Genomic DNA, 15,986 nt, shown 5'->3' with positions numbered 1-15,986 from the left:
TCGACCGCGGTGCAGGTCAAGCCTCGTGCACCACCGGCCGCACCTCGACCGCGGTGTGCTTGGCGTCCGGAATCTGCGCGGCGAGCTCGATCGCCCGGGTCTTCGTGGGGACGTCGACGACGTAGTAGCCGCAGAAGAAGGTGTCGCTGCCGTTGAGGAGGCCGCTTTCTTCCTGTGCCTTGCCGTCACGGACCCGCACGGTGGTGCTCTCCCCCGGCTCGGCCAGCGCCTTCGTGCCGACGATCTCGGCGGCGTTGTCCTTCATGAAGGCGCCGTGGCCGTCGTACACCTCCTGCTTCGCGCTGTCGGGGAGGGCCTCCCAGAGGGCGGGGGTCATGTTCATGGTGAGGAGGTACTTCATGGGTGGGCTCCTTCGGTCCGGTGTTGGTTTCACCGGGTGGTCGGAGCCGGGGTGGTGGTCCGGACATGACTGCGAGAAGTTTTTTCCAATCAGCCGAAGTGGGCCTTCAGCCGATTCACCACGGCTCCCAGCAGGCCGGCGGTCACCGCGACCGTGTTCAGGCCGAGTGAGACGTTGGAGACGTCGGAGATCTCAAGGTGGATGGCCAGATTGTCGAACACGGCGTTGGCTTGGCCGTCTTGGATGGTCGCGTGATCCCAGGGCCCGGCGACCTTGTCGTCCCAGGGCGCGCCGAACCGGCGGCCGGCGTCGGAGAAGGCGTCTTCGCCGTTGAACCGCCGGATGTCGAGGTGGAGCGTACGGGTGTTCGAACGCTCCACCGTGTAGCCGACCTGGCGGGCGTAGATGACGTCGCACGCGGTGGATTCGTAATCAGCCTTGGACACAGCCTTGCTCTCGTCGGGCCACGACCCCTCGTGGTGCAGGCCGACCGTCACGGGCGCGACAACGTCACCTTCGAGCACCACGCACGGATCGATCGTCTCCTCGAACCGGTGCCGCCCCGCCCCACAGCCGGCACACACGAGCACCAAACCGACCACGAGCAGCCTCGACTTACGCACCACCCCCCACACGTGGGCGATCGTAGCCAGCACTTTCAGGCTCGGCTCACCACCGCGTAGCGCTCGTCTTCGATCTCCGCGCCCCACAACGCCGGGTCGTCGAGTTTCCTGACGTGCGCCTCTTGCCGATCGCTTCGCACCAACGCCTCGCATTCCGCCGCGGTCAGCCCGGCCCCGGTGGACCAGCGACCCTCGATCAGCACGAGCCGCCCGCCGGGCCTCAGCAGCTCGACCCAACGCGCCACCGCGGCGGCGGGATCGGGCATCGCCCACAGCACGTGCCGGACGAGGACCACGTCGAATGCCTTTATGGGGCAAGGCGGATCCGCCGCGTCTCCCTGGCAAAACTCGACGCGGACCTCAGCCGCCGCCTTTTCCTCGGCGAGCGCCAGCATTCGCCGGGACAGATCCACCCCACACACCCCGTCGCCGGCCTCGGCCAGCAACACGGCGAGACTTCCCGTCCCACAACCCAGATCAACCACGGACGCCGGCGCCTTCGGCAGCAACGACAGCAGAAGCTCCCGCCACGCCTCGCGCACGACGGGGTCGCGCAACCCGTGATGGGGCTACTCGTCGAACTCCGCGGCGTGCGCGTCCCACAGGTCTTGCGTCACGTTCGGCATCCTGCCAGCAGTGTTCGCCACGGAGACGCGCTACACCTTGCGCGGTTCTCTGAGCCAGGCTTTCGAAGAACGCGCGTTGCTCCTCAGCCCGCATGGTTTTTCACGCACAGCAAGAATATTCGGCAAACAGGCCACTCCGCGTGATCACAAGTGGATCTCCGCGAGCGGGAATTCCGGGAAAGTCCGGCAGGATTCGGTGCATGCGTTTGTCTCGAAGATTCATCGCCGCCGCCTTCGTGGCGGCGGCTGCCGCAGGGTGCTCGAACGGTGGCAACGGAGCCGTGGTGGCAGCGCCGGCCTCCAGCAGCAGTCCTGCGCCCACCACGAGCGCCAGCCCTCCCCCGCCGCCGTTCGTGCCGGCAGTGTCGCCGGCCAAGCTGACGGCGGCGTGTCCGTTTCTGGACTCGGCGGAGATCGCAAAGGCGTTCAGCGACCCGAACATTTACGACAGCAGCGAACAAATCCCGTCAGCCCAGGGCGGGCTCACCGTCTACACCTGCAAGTACCACCGCGCCGACGACCACGGTTCCCTTCTGGCAGCCCTCGAGATCGCCGAGACCCCGACGATGGTTGCGCAGAAGACACTGCTGCAAGTCGCCGAACAGGAGTGCGCTGACAAAGCGCAGCCGCTCGGTGAAGCCGCGATCTACTGCCTCAGCAAGGGCAACGGCACCGACATCGCGGTCATCGAGCCGAGCCACGGCGTGACCCGTGTCGCCCACCTCTCCTTGGCCGCTCCGCGCAACGACGGGTTCCGCGCCGGCTACACCACGCTGGCGAAAACCCTCGCCGACCGGTTGTGATCACCACGGCACCGGGGGCCGAACCGAAACACAGCAACTAGCACGATCATCGGAGACGTCGCGGTGGAGGCCGCACGAGCCGCCTCCACCGCGGCGTCCCCGCGACCATGCCGGCAATCGTCGCCCCGGCGTCGGCGCCACTCGCGCCAAGTCCGCCCTGGAAAACAAGAAAGCCGCCCTGACCTGAGTCAAGACGGCTTCTTCGAGCGTGGCCAGGGCCGGGGTCGAACCGGCGACCTTCCGCTTTTCAGGCGGACGCTCGTACCAACTGAGCTACCTGGCCGGGAACGCCGGCTGGGAGCCGAACGATCTTGCGACCCTGACGGGACTCGAACCCGCGACCTTCGCCGTGACAGGGCGACGCGCTAACCAACTGCGCCACAGGGCCTTACTGGTACTGCGTGTACTGCGTACTCCCAACGGGATTCGAACCCGCGTTGCCGCCTTGAAAGGGCGGAGTCCTAGGCCACTGAACGATGGGAGCCCAGCCGGTTTCGGCGAACCGACCGACCGCGCTCTCAGGTTCCCCCGGGAGCGATTACAAGCATAGGGCACGCCCCCACCGCTTTACACCGGGGGGTGACTAACTCTCCGGCAAGCTCATGACCTGCAACAACAGTACTCCTCCGGGCCGACGAGACGATCGCGGCGGACGTCGGCGCCGCGAGGCGTCGATCAAGCCCCGAAGCAAGCGAAGCGATCAACCCGGCCCGAGACACCGAGACACCGAGACACCTCGGACACCAAGACACCTCGGGAACCGTCAACAAGTCACACGACAGCCCGCACCGACCGCCGAGCGACGCCGAACCTCAGCCGACGGCAGACCTCAGCGCTGAACCGGCGCCTGTCCGCCCTCGTCGAGATCGAGTCCCAGCATCTCCAACAGCTGGGCGCAGTCCTCGACCCCCAGTGCGCCGTTGGCGACCGCCAGGCGGGCGCGCCGCACCTGGTCGTCGGAGACGCGTTGGCCGTCGGTGGCCCCGCGTTGTGCCGGCACGCCGCCGCCGGTCAGCGACGTGCTTCCGCCATCGGCACCTTCGTACCGAAGGAGGAACTGTCGAACTTCCACAGACCCGCTCATGGCCCCTCCGCCCGGTTCTGAACAACTGGCCGCGAGGCTAACCAGAGCGAAGCGCCGCAGGCAGCCCCCCGGAGAGTGAACCTCGGAACACTCTCCGCACAACCCTGCGCAATCGCCGAACACATTCACAAGATCGTGAATGTGAACCGGAGTGTGGATTTCTCACGGGTTCCACTCGCCCAACCCCCGAACTCGTGCAACAATCGATGGTGCTGACACACCCCCGGTCAGCGCCTGTGGAGATCCCCTCCGACCCCCGCGTTCCTCCCCCTGGCGCGGGGGTCTCTCCATTTCCGCACTTTCGCGTGCCGACCTGGTGAAACACGCCTTGCGCAACGCGTGAACAGCACATCCACAGACGGTCATTGAACAGCGTTTACCGCTGGGCTGATCAGGTGATCGAATAGGCTCAATGAGCGACCTAATTGCTTGTGTCGTGTCTCACAGTCGTTTGTTTGCCGAGACCCAACCGTTATCGTGTTCGGGTGCCTCTTCCCTCACTCGGCCGCCTCGGCAGCCGTACGAACCTCAAGGCCGTCTCGTCCGGACGGCACCGCAACGCCGCCAAGCCGGCGGGCGAAGAAGTCGTCGAGGACAAGGAGCTCACCAGCTACCTCGCGGCTCTCGCTCCGGACTCCGACCCCGAAAGCACCGGGACCGGCAAGCGCTTCGGCGAAGCGCAGGTCTACCAGCTGCGCATGAACCTCATCGCGAGCCAGCAGCTCAAGGAGATCGCCAACGAGCGCGACATCTCCCCGCAGGCGCTGGCGATGGAGTGGATCCTGGAGCGCCTCTCCTGGGAGGGCCAGGCCGCGTCGGCGCAGGATCGCCGGCACTCCGACGCCATGACCGACGAGTTCAGCTTCCCCCAGGGTTCCTTCGACGAACCGCTTCTCCCCCGCTGACCGAAGCGCAACGAACGCAGACGAGAAAGCCCCCGGTGCACCAGCGCCGGGGGCTTTTCCGTGACCGGAAGTCACGCTGCGTCAGTAAAATCACGCTGTGTCAACAAAACGGTGTCACACAACAACAAAAAGAAACTCCCGGCAAGCGACTCGCCGGGAGTTCCTTACTCAGGCCTGAGAAAACGCGTTGGGCCTGTCTCAGATCGGGCGGACCTTCTGGGCCTGCGGGCCCTTCTGGCCCTGGCCGACCTCGAACTCCACTCGCTGGTTCTCTTCGAGGGTGCGGAAGCCGCGCCCGTCGATCTCCGAGTAGTGCACGAACACGTCACCCTCACCGCCGTCCTGAGCGATGAAGCCGAAGCCCTTCTCCGCGTTGAACCACTTCACAGTGCCTTGCGCCACCGCTGTACTCCTCGTAACAGATCCGCTTCGAATGCCACCGAAGCGGCACCCCGGCCGTCCCGGGCGGTTCCAACGAGTCGAGCGAAGAGCTGTCGGGCCCCACGGCTCGCGTCAGAAGTTCCGCGAGTGTGAAGCCACGAACACGCAAAACGACGGCCTGCTCAGCAGCCTACCGGGATCTGGCCAAATCTGAAGCCTGTGATCTCGCGGATCGGTTCACAGACTCGCACGTCACCGGAACGTCGTATCGCCGCCTACGGAGCGCTGTCGGGAGTGCCGGTTACGCTGATCGAGCACGGCCGCACCGGACCTCACCGTGCACGCCCCGGAGTCGTCTGGACCCCGTACGTGAGCTTCGCAAGAGTTGATGTGACATTGGTCACTACTCGGTAGATCAACGTTCGGGCGCTTCGGGACGTCTGGGTGGTTGGGGTTGTCCAGGGGAGATTGGGGATCGGTGTGACCATCCGACACATCGCTATCGCGACGCAGGCGCGCCGGAGAGCGGGCATCGCGGTTCTGGGGGTCGTCGCCGCGCTCACGCTCGGTGCGTGCACCAGCGATCCGGCCACCGTGAGCGCCAGCGGCAACACGGGCGGGGGCCCGACGAAGGCCGCGCCCGTCGCCAAGCCGGCCAGCATCACGCTCGCGCCCGCCGCGAACGCCAAGGACGTGGCACCGGGTGATCCGGTGAAGGTGACCGTCGCGGACGGCACGCTCGACTCCGTCACGCTGACGAACCCGGACGGCAAGCAGGTGCAGGGCCAGCCGTCCGCGGACAAGAAGAGCTGGAGCACGACCGAGGACCTCGGCTACAGCAAGACGTACACGTGGTCCGGCCAGGCGACCGGCAGCGACGGCAAGCCTGTGCAGATCAGCGGCGCCTTCACCACCGTGAAGCCGCGCCGGCAGATGGCGGGCAGCCTGAACGTCGGCGACGGCCAGACATACGGCATCGCGATGCCGATCGCGCTGACGTTTCCGAGCGCTGTGAAGGACAAGGCGTCGGTGGAGAAGGCGCTGTCGGTGGAGACCACGCCGAAGACCGAGGGCTCGTGGGCCTGGCTCAACGGCGACACCTCCGTGCACTGGCGGCCGAAGGAGTACTTCGCGCCGGGCACCGAGGTGAAGGTCAACGCGAACATCTACGGCGTCTCCATGGGGAACGGCACGTACGGGCGCCAGGACCTCTCCGCGAGCTTCAAGATCGGGCGCTCGCAGATCGTCAAGGGCAGCACCACGCAGCACCGCATGCAGGTCATCCGCGACGGCAAGCAGGTGATGGACTTCCCGGTCAGCTACGGCCTCGACTCCGACCCGGGCCGCGTCACCCACAGCGGCGTGCACGTGGTGATGTCGAAGCACGCGACGTACTCGATGAGCAACCCGCGCTACGGCTACACCGACGTGAACGTCCCGTGGGCCGTCCGCATCTCCAACAACGGCGAGTTCATCCACGGCCTCGCAGGGTCCATCTGGGCGCAGGGCAAGAAGAACATCTCGCACGGCTGCCTCAACCTGTCGCCCGCCAACGCGAAGATCTACTACGACAGCGTCCTGCCGGGCGACCCGGTCGAGATCACCGGCAGCACCCAGACCCTCACGTCGAAGGACGGCGACTACAGCGACTGGACTTACGACTGGGCTTCGTGGAGCAAGTTGTCCGCGCTGTGAGGTTTGTTGTTGCGCGGTGAGCGGCCGGGGGCTCTGTGCCTCCGGCCGTTTGTCGTTGGTGGGGTGACTGGTGGGGGCGCAAGCGTTTGCGGTTGGGTTCCGGGCCTTCTGCCCTGGCGTGGGGCGGACCCGCGGCCGAGTTCTCAGGCAGCCGGTGTTGGGCGGCTGTCGATTGCGGTGTTGGCAAGACAGAGGGTGGGGGTGGGCAGGTGGGTGCCGGGCTTGGCCGCACGTCGGTGCCTGGCCGCGGGTCCACCACGGTGCCCGGCGGGAGAGCGGCGAACAGTGCGGGCGCTCGGCCGGGCGACGACGCCTGGCGCGATCGATCACGGTGCCCGGCGCGACAGCAGCGTCAGGGGGCGGTGCGGGCGTCCGGCTTGGTCGGGCGTCAATGAGGGCGCGGACGACCATGGCGCCCGGCGCGACAGCAGCGGTCGGCGTGAACGTCCGGCTTGGCTACACGTCGATGCCCGGCCGCGGTCGACCACGGTGCCCGGCGCGACAGCAGCGTCAGGGGGCGGTGCGGGCGTCCGGCTTGGTCGGGCGTCGGTGAGGGTGCTGGGCGTTTGCGGGGTGGTGGGCCGGGCGCGAACGACGGTGTGGGGTGCGGGAAAAACTTGGCGAACTCGATGCAACCCGGTGCGGCGCCGGCGGCATGACTAGGGGCAGAAGAGGCGCCGCCGACCGGGGTGCTCGTGAGCTGAGGAGCTGTTTTGCGTATTCGTTTCGCGTTGAGTGTCGGTGCGTTGCTGCTGGCCGGGGGTGCCCTGACGGGTGGGGCGGTGGCGTTCGCGCAGCCGGCGCCGCCGACGGCGCAGCCGACCGCGCCCGCCGAGGCGCCGCCGATGGCGACGACGCAGCGTCCGACCGAGGTGGCGCCGCCGTCCGCGGTCCCGACGCGCGTGCCGGCGCAGGCTCCGGGTGGCGTGCGCGTGCCCACGGCGATCCCCGCGGGGCCGACCGGCGACCTGAACCTGCCGGACATCTGGGGCTGATCGCGCAGGTGATCTCCCGCTTCCGTCCGGTGTCCGGGCCGAGCTCGCCGTGGGACGGCGAGTTCGCCCGGTACTTCGGCGAGCGCGCGCACAGCCTCCGGGCCACGGCATACCTGCTGTGCGGCGACTGGCACCGCGCCGAAGACCTCACGCAGGCGGCGCTGCTGAAGCTGTACCTCGCGTGGCCGCGCCTGTCGCGGCACGACAGCCTGGACGCGTACGCGCGCAAGATCGTGCTGCGCACGTTCCTCGCCGAGAACCGCCGCAGCCGCTGGAAGCGGGAGCGCCTGACCGACGCTCCGCCCGACGTCCCCACCTCGGACGCCGAAACCGAACACGACATGCTGGTGCGCCAGGCCCTCGCCGTGCTGGCGCCCCGTCAACGCGCCGTGCTGGTGCTGCGGTACTTCGAGGACCTGTCCGTCGACGAGACGGCCGCCGCCCTCGGCTGCAGCACCGGCACGGTGAAGAGCCAGGCCGCCCGCGGCCTGGCCAATTTGCGCAACCGGCTGGGGCCGCACTTCGCGGCTGTGGCTGTTCCTGGAGGGAGGTGACTGTTCTGGTGAAGCGTGATTTTGGTGGTGCTGACGGCTTTGGGCGTGGGTCGGGAGGCTCTGGCTCTGGCTCTGGCTCTGGCCGCGACTTCGACTCAAGCTTGAATCGCGACTTCGACTCGGGCTCCGGCTCCGCTCGCGCCTCCGAGCCAGGCACGGATCCCAGCTCCGCCCCAGACCCGACCTCCGACGTCCGCGCCCTGTTCTCCACCCTCCCGGACGGCCCGCCCCTCACCCTCTCCGCCGCCGACGTCATCACCGACGGCGCCCGCATCCGGCGCCGCCGCAAGCGCCTGGCCGTGGCGGGCAGCTCCGTGGCCACCGCGGCGGTCCTCGTCGTGGCCGGGCTGGCCGTGAGCTTCGCCGCCGGCCACCACGGCCCGCCGACGCCCGTCCAGCCCGCCGGCCCCGGCTTGTCGACCGTCGCGCCGACGCCTCCCCCGTCGAGCTCCCTGCCCACCGCCCCACCCACCGCGGACACAACCGCACCGGCCGACGACCCGACGCCGTCCCGCTCGCCAGTCCAGGCGCCGGGCGAGCCGCCGGAGTCCGTGCCGTCGATCCCCCGCACACCCGCCCGCCTGCCCCCGCCGGCCACCACGATCCCCACGCACGCAATCGCACCGCCGATCGCCACGACTCGCTGAGGCGCGGCCGCCGCCCGCCGCGCGAGTGGACCGGTCGAGCCGCGCATGTCGCGCGAACGGACCGCTCAACCCGCCGCCGCGGTGCGAGCGGACCAGTCGTGCCGCGCGTGTCACGCGAACGGACCGGTCGCACCGCGGCTGCCGCGGCGAATGGGCGGGTCGAACCGCCAGCGTGCGACTGGACCAATGGAGCCGCCGCCTCCGCACGAACGGACCGATCGAACCGCCGCCGCCGCACGACTGGACCAATCGAGCCGCCGCCGCTGCGCGAGGGGGCCAGTCGTGCAGGTCCCTCAGCGCCAACGGACCTGGGCCCGAGGGCAGGTGCGAATGGACCGGTCGAGCCACGACCACCACGCGACTGGACCTTTCGAACCGCATCAGCGCCGCGAGTGGACCCGCCGTGCCTGTTGTACGAACGGACCAGTCGGGCCGCGGGCGCGCGACTGGACCGATGGAGCCGCCACCGCCGCACGAACGGACCGATCGAACCGCCGCCGCATGACTGGACCATTCGAGCCGTCGGGCGCGCCGCGAGGGGACCGGTCGAACCACGTCGGCGCGACGGGAGGACCGATCAAACCGCCGCAGCCGCACGACTGGACCATTCGAGCCGTCGGGCGCGGACTGATCATGCGGTGGCGGTGGCCCGGGCCTCTCACTCAGTGAGGCAAGAATCCCCTGTTCAGACCACAGTTACGGCCCCACGGCGAGGGTGGCCGACGTCACCCCGGCGAGGTGGGTTTTCGGCGAAATATCCGGGCGCCTCGTGGCGATGTTTCCTGTGGCGGTCGACGAAGGCCGCCGAGGATTGTTGCTCAGCCGGTCGAACGAAGAGCGAGCCGGCCCGAGAACTCGAGGAGGAAGCAAAAATGGTGTTCGCCGCACTCATGATCGAAACCGTAGTAGCTGTTGTGGTCGCCGGTGGGCTGGCGACGTGGGCGCGCAAGCGTTTCGCTGCTCCTCGCCCGGTCGAGGTTGCCGAGGTTCGCTGAGCGGAGCAGCCCCCGAGCTGTCCACAGTAGACGAAGCAAGACACAGCAAGAAGCAAGAGCGGCCCGTCCCCCACCACACAGGGGGACGGGCCGCGATGCAAAGAACCTCAGCGAGTAGCACCCGCGAGCTTGCCACCCGTGTCCGCGGTGTCGATCTGCTCGATCGGCACCTGCGAAGTCTCCGGGATCTTGAAGATCGGCACCAGCGCGATCACGGCGGCGATCATCAGGTAGTACGCCGGCCAGTCGTTGTTGCCCGTGCCCTGGATCAGGGCCGTCACGACGACACCACAGGTACCACCGAACAGCGACGTCGAGACGTTGTAGCCGATCGCGAACGAGCCGTAGCGCACGCGGGTCGGGAACATCGCCGGGAACGTCGAGCCGATCACGGCCAGCATCAGCACCAGCAGGAACGCGACGATGCCGAACCCGACGATCAGCCACAGGAGGCTGCCCGACTGCATCAGCTTGATGCTCGGCCAGCTCAGCACCAGGAACCCGATCGCGGCGGTGATCAGCAACGGTTTTCGCCCGATGCGGTCGGACAAAGCGCCCAGCGGCAGGATGATCGCGGCCTGCACGAGCTCCACGCCGATGATGATCAACGTGGATGTGTTGTCGTTGATCTTCAACGTATCCGTGAAGTACGTCGGCATGGTCGTGAGCAGCATGTAGTCCGCGATGTTCAGCAGCAGCACGATGCCGATCAGGTTCAGGATCATCCGCCAGTTGCGGGTGAAGGTCTCCTTCAGCGGCGCCTTCTTCGGCTTGTTGCCCGAAGCCTCGAGCCGCTTGAACTCCGGCGTGTCCTCGAGCTTCGACCGCAGGTACAGACCGATGAGGCCCAGCGGCAGCGCGACGAAGAACGGGATCCGCCACGCCCACGCCTCGACCTGGTCGGCCGGCAGGGAAAGCGTGACCGCGAGCACGACGACGTTGCCCAGCACGTAGCCGCTCAAAGTGCCCAGTTCCAGGAACGACCCGAAGAAACCACGGCGTTTCGTCGGCGCGTACTCGGCGATGAACGTCGCCGCGCCGCCGTACTCACCGCCCGTGGAGAAGCCCTGGATCAAGCGCAGCAACAAGATCGCGATCGGTGCCGCGATACCCATGCTGTACGGGCCCGCGTACGTCGGCAGCACGCCGACCAGGAAGGTACAGCCCGACATCAGCAGAATGGTGATCGCGAGGACCTTCTGCCGCCCCAGTTTGTCGCCCAGCGGGCCGAAGAACGCCCCGCCGAACGGCCGCACGATGAACCCGACCGCCACCAGCGCGAGCGACTTCAGCACCGCGTTGCCCTCGCCGGGGAAGAAGACCGTGCCGATGCTCGTGGCGATGGCGCCCGAGGTGAAGACGCCGTAGTCGTACCACTCGGTGGCGTTACCCATCGCCGACGCGAGGACTGCCCGTTTGACGGTTCTCTGGTCCACGTCCGGTTTTTTCGCCGTTGCCTCGCTCATCCCCGCGACGACCTCCTCGTACGCGACCCAGTAGCTCCGATGCAGCTCATTTCCCGAGTGTTGTCCGGCTGGGATTGATCGGCAGCGTGAGTCGGGAAAGTTCTACCGTACGGAATTTTCCGACTACTGTGCGCTGAGGAAAACGCGCGCCGCACGTCAGGCCGCGTACCGCGAACGGCTACTCGCGGGTTAACGTCAGCGCATGAGTCGTGTTTCTGGACCGTGGCCGCCGGTGTCCGTGGAGCCACCTGCCGTGCACCCGAAGGCTCCCGCTCCCGGCACCGAGCTCGGCGTGCATTTCGACGAGTGTTTCGGCTGCGGCGACGAGGTGGATGCGGGCCTGCGCCTGCGATCGGTCGTCGGCGAGGGGCACACGGTGCGCTCGATGTTCACCGTGACGCCCGCCCACCAGGGCGCGCCCGGCCTCGCGCACGGCGGGCTGCTGGCGTGCGCGTTCGACGAGGCCCTGGGCAGCGCGGTCGGCAACCTGCTGCGGCGCCCGGCCGTGACCGGCAAGCTCGAGACGGACTTCCGCCGGCCCGTGCCCGTCGGCTCGACGCTGCACATCGAGACCCGCCTGGACGGCACAGCGGGGCGCAAGATCTACGTTTCCGCTGATGGGCACCTCGATGCGCCCGACGGCCCGGTCGCCGTGACCGCGCGCGCCCTGTTCGTGGCGGTCGGGTTCGAGCACTTCACGACGCACGGTGACTCGGCGGCGCTGCAGAAGCTGGCCGACGCACGCGAGAAGCAACGGCGCGCGCGGGACGGTCAGGAGTGGGAGATCAATCCCTGACCTCGGGTTTCGCGTACAGGATTTCGCGGGCCTGCTCCGCGGCGCGGGCGATGCTCTCGCCGACGAAGCCGACAAACCGGGCGATGTTCTCCAGGCGCGCGGCCGCCGGGGTGTCGCGGCCGAGGATCGCGACGCCCTGCCTCGCGGTCTCGGCGAGCTGCGCATTGGCCCTCGCGCCGGCCAGGACGGACTGGTACCAGACGTCGTTGTCGGCGAAGTAGCGCTCGCGGCGGCGCTCGTCGCGTTCCCTGCTGAGCAGGCCCAGGCCGTCGAGAAGTGAGACGGCCTTGGAGACCGACGCCGGGCTGACCTGCAGGTGGCGGACGAGCTCGGCGGCGGTGACGCTGCCGTCGTCGCTGATGTAGAGGCAGGTCAGGACGCGGGCGGCCATCCGAGGGAGGCCGGATTGCATGAGGAGGACGGTGAACGTCTCCTCGTACTCGCGGACGGCTTCGGCGTCGCGCCCATGGGCTTGCGGCGCTGCTTGCCGCGGGGGTGCCGCTGCTTTCTTCCGGCGGCGGGTGCGGTGTGCCGTGGCGTGGTGGGCCAGGTCGGCGCGGTACGCCGTGGGGCCACCGTTGCGCATGACCTCGCGGGTGATGGTCGACGTGGGTCGGTCGAGGCGCCGGGCGATCTCCGCGTAGGCGAGGCTGTCGGCGAGGCCCAGCGCGATCTGCTGACGTTCCTGCTGGGTGAGGCGGCCGCCGGGCATCGGGTTCTCCCTCGTGGTGGTTTCCGGGCCTTCAGCGTAGCGTTTTGTTTCAGTTCATTGCAACGGTGCTGTTGCGTTAGATTTTGTCCCATTGCAATGATTGTCGGGCTCTGAACTGGGGTTTTGCCATTATAGTGCAACGAACTTGTTGCCTGGTTCTTGAACGCAACGTAGCGTTTCTCGTATCAGAAACAACGAGCACAGGAGCTGATCCCGATGCAGAAGTTCACCACCACCGCCCCGATCTCCGCCTTCGTCACCATCCCCGCGGGGCGCGTTCAGTTCATCGCCGCGGACCGCGCCGACACCGCGGTCGAGGTCCGGCCGGTCGATGCTTCGAAGGCCCGCGACGTGAAGGTCGCGGAGCAGACCACGGTCTCGTTCGCGGAAGGCGTGCTGCGAATCGAGGCCACGGCGAAGAACCAGATGCTCGGCGCCTCGGGATCGATCGAGGTCACCGTGCAGCTGCCCGCCGACTCCCGCGTCTCCGCCTCGGCCGCGAGCGCCGACTTCCGCGGCGTGGGCCGGCTGGGCGAGGTCACGTTCGAGGGCTCGCACGGCGCGATCAAGGTCGACGAGGCGGCCGGCCTGCGACTGTCCACTCAGGCCGGTGACGTCTCCGTCGGCCGGCTCAACGGCCCGGCTTCGATCACCACGGGCAAGGGGAACATCGACATCGCGGAGGCCGTGCGCGGGTCGGTCGTGCTGCGGACGTCGGCCGGGGACGTCTCGGTGGGCGCCACCCCGGGCGTCTCGGCTTCATTGGACGCGGGGACGTCCTACGGGCGGGTCCGCAACTCCCTGCAGAACTCCGGCGAGGCCACGCTGACCATCGAAGCGACGACGGAGTACGGGGACATCAACGCGCGCAGCCTGTGAGGGCGAGGGACGATGAGTGCGGATGCCGGTTCTGGCCGGCCTCCGCACTCACGACTCCGCGCAGGCCTACGTGAACGTCCGCGGCCGGATCGAGTTGGCGCGGTCCACCAGGGCGACCCGGTCCTCCGTGCTTCCCGCCAGTCGAGCCAGCGTGCGGTAGCAGCGCTCCAGCCCGAACCGCACGTCTCGCTCCTCCAGCGCGTACCCGAGGACCTTCGAGGTCTCGGCCGGAGACGGCGCGGAGGGCGCGCGAAGCCAGTCGTACGCGGCTTCGAGGACTTCGGCGGACAGGCGGGTTCGGCGTTCGGCGTCGAGGTTGAGGCGTTCGAGGCGCAGGGAGGCGTCGAGGAGGTCCTGTTCGGAGATGCGGGACTGCTCCGAGGCGGCGCCGGACTGGGTTTTGATCTTGATGGCGGCGACCTGGGCGTCGATGTAGTGCGTGGAGGTGGCGGGGACCATCTCCAGCACTTCGACGGCGCTGGCGCGGGCGCCCTGGGCGAGGTAGACGCGGGCGAGGCCGAAGGCGGCGCTCACGTAGGTCCGGTCGGTGCGCCAGACGAGCTCGTAGTAGCGCGCGGCGCCGAAGTAGTCGCCGACGCCCTCGGCGCTGACGGCGAGCGCCAGCTTGGGGGCGATTTCGCCGGGGAGGTCGTCGTACACGGCTTCGAAGGCGACGTGTGCGACGCGCGGGCGGGCGCCCGCCAGCTCGATGAGGCCGCGGTACCAGTCGATGCGCCAGTCGTGCGGGAAACCGTTGCGGATGGCCAGGTACTGGGCCGCTTGGAGCTGGCGCTGGGCTTCCACGAACTCACCGAGCTCAATGCGTGCGCGCACGATGCGCAGGCGGACCTCGATGGACTCGCGCGGCGCGCCGGCGAGGGCTTCGATGGCTTCGCGCGGGTCGAGCGCGGTGGTGGTCGCCAGGACGCCGGCCGCGGGGTCGTCGGTGTCGACCTGCGGGATCGGCAGACCGGCGACGACCTCGGCGGGCTCGGGCAGCGGCACGCTCGTGCCGGCTTCGGGAACCACGAGGTGCACGCCGAACGCCCGGCTCTCCGGCCCGAAGACCGTCGACGCGGCGGGCCGCGGTTTGCCCGTGCCGAGCGCCATGATCTCGCGCAGCACACCCGTGAGCTGGTCGGCCATGTCCTCGGCGGCGAGGAAGCGACGGTCGGGGTCGACGTGCGTCGCGCGCTTGAGGAAGCGGTAGTACGAACCGAAAAGCGCGAACAGCGGCACGGCGTCGGGGCCGGGCAGCGTCGACTTGAACTTCGTGGTGTAGCCCTGGAACTCGAAGCTCAGCACGGCGAGCGTGCGGCCGACGGTGTAGAGGTCGCTCGAAATCGACGCACCCTGCGTCGCCAGCTCGGGCGCGCTGTAGCCGGTGGTGAAGAACAGCGGGCTCTCGTAGTCGTCGAGGCGCCGGACGGCACCCAGGTCGATCAGCTTGAGCTGCTCGTGGGTCTGGATGACGTTGTCGGGCTTGAGGTCGCAGTAGAGCAGGCCCTGGCTGTGGAGGTAGCCGAGCGCGGGAAGGATCTCGAGGCCGTACGCGATGACCTGCCCGATCGGCAACGGCTCGGGCCGCTTGCTCTCCCGGTGGTGCTGCAGGGCGAGCTGGCGCAGCGACTGGCCGCCGACGTACTCCATCACGATGTAGCCGACGGATGTGCCGGTCTGCGCGTCCGGGTGCTGCACGAAGTTGTGGATCTTGACGATGTTCGGGTGCTCGACCTCGGCGAGGAACCGCATCTCGTTGGCGGCGGCGGCCATCGCGGTCGCGTCGCCCGTGTCGATCAAGCCCTTGAGGACGACCCAGCGGTCGGAGACGTTGTGGTCCTGCGCGAGGTAAATCCAGCCGAGGCCGCCGTAGGCGAGGGCGCCGAGGACTTCGTACTGGCCGCCGACGAGCTCGTGGGGCTGCAGCTTCGGCAGGAACGAGAACGGTGTGCCGCAGTTGTCGCACTTGCCTTCGGGGGTGGCGGGTTTTCCGTCCTTGGCCCGGCCGACCTTCGCGCTGCAGTTGCCGCAGAAGCGCTTTTCCTCGGAGACGACCGGGTTCGCGAGCACGGCCGTCGCGGGGTCGCGGTAGGGCACGGGCGGGACGTCGATGAGTCCGGCGCCGAGACGGCCGCGGCGGGAGCGTCGGCTGGAGGTGCGGGAGCCGGTGCGCCGGGACGTGCCGGGGAACGAGCCGGTGCCGCTGCCCTGGGAACCGCCTTCGCTGCGGGTGCCGGTGCCGTGGCCTTCGCTGCCGCTCGCGGCGACGACGCTGTCCGTGCCCGGGTCCGGCAGGGATTCCTGCGGCTGGAGACGCGGCGACGGCGGCATGATGCTCTGCGTGCCGGGGCTCGGGTTGGCCAGCACGCTGGTGGGCATCGGCGCGGCCGGGTCGACGGGGGCGACCGGCTGCTGCGACTGCGGGAGGATGACCGGAGCCAGGTCGCCCGGGGGGCGGGTGGGG

At 68.7% G+C, this 15,986-nt stretch carries 16 protein-coding genes and 3 tRNA genes; 8 read left to right on the top strand and 11 right to left on the bottom strand.

What is annotated here, in order from left to right; translation table 11 throughout:
- Positions 1-16 precede the first annotated feature (16 nt).
- From AB0K15_RS02520 to AB0K15_RS02510, 3 genes are all read right to left on the bottom strand, one after another.
- Complete coding sequence (locus tag AB0K15_RS02520; RefSeq protein ID WP_364044648.1) at positions 17-361, bottom strand: YciI family protein; 345 nt, start codon at positions 359-361, stop codon at positions 17-19.
- A gap of 89 nt (positions 362-450) precedes the next feature.
- Entirely contained in the window at positions 451-996 is a 546-nt protein-coding gene (locus AB0K15_RS02515) for a hypothetical protein (protein WP_364044645.1), read from the bottom strand.
- Positions 997-1,019: 23 nt separating this feature from the next.
- Positions 1,020-1,541 carry a class I SAM-dependent methyltransferase gene (locus AB0K15_RS02510; RefSeq protein WP_364044642.1) on the bottom strand — a complete coding sequence of 174 codons (522 nt, stop codon included), beginning with the start codon at positions 1,539-1,541 and terminating at the stop codon, positions 1,020-1,022.
- A 353-nt stretch (positions 1,542-1,894) separates the two neighbouring features.
- On the opposite strand from AB0K15_RS02510, the gene AB0K15_RS02505 reads away from it, so the two are divergent.
- Positions 1,895-2,413 carry a hypothetical protein gene (locus AB0K15_RS02505; RefSeq protein WP_364044639.1) on the top strand — a complete coding sequence of 173 codons (519 nt, stop codon included), beginning with the start codon at positions 1,895-1,897 and terminating at the stop codon, positions 2,411-2,413.
- Positions 2,414-2,622: 209 nt separating this feature from the next.
- Here the strand turns inward: AB0K15_RS02505 and AB0K15_RS02500 are convergent.
- From AB0K15_RS02500 to AB0K15_RS02485, 4 genes are all read right to left on the bottom strand, one after another.
- A tRNA-Phe gene (locus AB0K15_RS02500) sits at positions 2,623-2,696 on the bottom strand.
- 31 nt (positions 2,697-2,727) lie between these two features.
- A tRNA-Asp gene (locus AB0K15_RS02495) sits at positions 2,728-2,801 on the bottom strand.
- A gap of 23 nt (positions 2,802-2,824) precedes the next feature.
- Positions 2,825-2,897: transfer RNA gene (locus AB0K15_RS02490), tRNA-Glu, on the bottom strand.
- Between the two features lie 345 nt (positions 2,898-3,242).
- Positions 3,243-3,497, bottom strand: a complete 255-nt coding sequence (locus AB0K15_RS02485; protein WP_360602346.1) for a hypothetical protein — start codon at positions 3,495-3,497, stop codon at positions 3,243-3,245.
- A 485-nt stretch (positions 3,498-3,982) separates the two neighbouring features.
- On the opposite strand from AB0K15_RS02485, the gene AB0K15_RS02480 reads away from it, so the two are divergent.
- Positions 3,983-4,402 (top strand): hypothetical protein, encoded by a 420-nt coding sequence (locus tag AB0K15_RS02480; RefSeq protein ID WP_364044635.1) that lies wholly within the window; start codon positions 3,983-3,985, stop codon positions 4,400-4,402.
- A 198-nt stretch (positions 4,403-4,600) separates the two neighbouring features.
- On the opposite strand, the gene AB0K15_RS02475 is transcribed toward AB0K15_RS02480, so the two are convergent.
- Entirely contained in the window at positions 4,601-4,804 is a 204-nt protein-coding gene (locus AB0K15_RS02475; protein ID WP_020669570.1) for a cold-shock protein, read from the bottom strand.
- A gap of 459 nt (positions 4,805-5,263) precedes the next feature.
- Between AB0K15_RS02475 and AB0K15_RS02470 the strand changes: the two genes are divergently transcribed.
- From AB0K15_RS02470 to AB0K15_RS02455, 4 genes are all read left to right on the top strand, one after another.
- A complete protein-coding gene (locus AB0K15_RS02470; protein ID WP_364044631.1) occupies positions 5,264-6,478 on the top strand; it encodes an Ig-like domain-containing protein in 1,215 nt (404 codons plus the stop codon).
- A 713-nt stretch (positions 6,479-7,191) separates the two neighbouring features.
- Positions 7,192-7,473 (top strand): hypothetical protein, encoded by a 282-nt coding sequence (locus AB0K15_RS02465; protein WP_364044628.1) that lies wholly within the window; start codon positions 7,192-7,194, stop codon positions 7,471-7,473.
- Positions 7,474-7,481: 8 nt separating this feature from the next.
- Positions 7,482-8,027, top strand: a complete 546-nt coding sequence (locus AB0K15_RS02460; protein ID WP_364044625.1) for a SigE family RNA polymerase sigma factor — start codon at positions 7,482-7,484, stop codon at positions 8,025-8,027.
- 101 nt (positions 8,028-8,128) lie between these two features.
- Entirely contained in the window at positions 8,129-8,674 is a 546-nt protein-coding gene (locus tag AB0K15_RS02455) for a hypothetical protein (RefSeq protein ID WP_364044622.1), read from the top strand.
- Between the two features lie 1,102 nt (positions 8,675-9,776).
- On the opposite strand, the gene AB0K15_RS02450 is transcribed toward AB0K15_RS02455, so the two are convergent.
- Positions 9,777-11,135 carry an MFS transporter gene (locus tag AB0K15_RS02450; protein ID WP_364044619.1) on the bottom strand — a complete coding sequence of 453 codons (1,359 nt, stop codon included), beginning with the start codon at positions 11,133-11,135 and terminating at the stop codon, positions 9,777-9,779.
- Between the two features lie 202 nt (positions 11,136-11,337).
- On the opposite strand from AB0K15_RS02450, the gene AB0K15_RS02445 reads away from it, so the two are divergent.
- Entirely contained in the window at positions 11,338-11,931 is a 594-nt protein-coding gene (locus tag AB0K15_RS02445) for a PaaI family thioesterase (protein WP_364044616.1), read from the top strand.
- Here the strand turns inward: AB0K15_RS02445 and AB0K15_RS02440 are convergent.
- The gene (locus tag AB0K15_RS02440) at positions 11,921-12,643 is read right to left on the bottom strand and encodes a helix-turn-helix domain-containing protein (protein WP_364044613.1); all 723 of its coding nucleotides are present in this window, start codon (positions 12,641-12,643) and stop codon (positions 11,921-11,923) included. The two genes, AB0K15_RS02445 and AB0K15_RS02440, sit on opposite strands and share 11 nt — an antisense overlap.
- Before the next feature lie 216 nt (positions 12,644-12,859).
- Between AB0K15_RS02440 and AB0K15_RS02435 the strand changes: the two genes are divergently transcribed.
- Entirely contained in the window at positions 12,860-13,522 is a 663-nt protein-coding gene (locus AB0K15_RS02435; RefSeq protein ID WP_364044610.1) for a DUF4097 family beta strand repeat-containing protein, read from the top strand.
- A 66-nt stretch (positions 13,523-13,588) separates the two neighbouring features.
- On the opposite strand, the gene AB0K15_RS02430 is transcribed toward AB0K15_RS02435, so the two are convergent.
- Positions 13,589-15,901 carry a tetratricopeptide repeat protein gene (locus tag AB0K15_RS02430; protein WP_364045359.1) on the bottom strand — a complete coding sequence of 771 codons (2,313 nt, stop codon included), beginning with the start codon at positions 15,899-15,901 and terminating at the stop codon, positions 13,589-13,591.
- Between the last annotated feature and the right edge of the window lie 85 nt (positions 15,902-15,986).

The organism is Amycolatopsis sp. NPDC049253 (genome assembly GCF_040678995.1).
Lineage (GTDB): Bacteria > Actinomycetota > Actinomycetes > Mycobacteriales > Pseudonocardiaceae > Amycolatopsis.
This window is presented reverse-complemented; position numbering and strand designations above follow the sequence as displayed.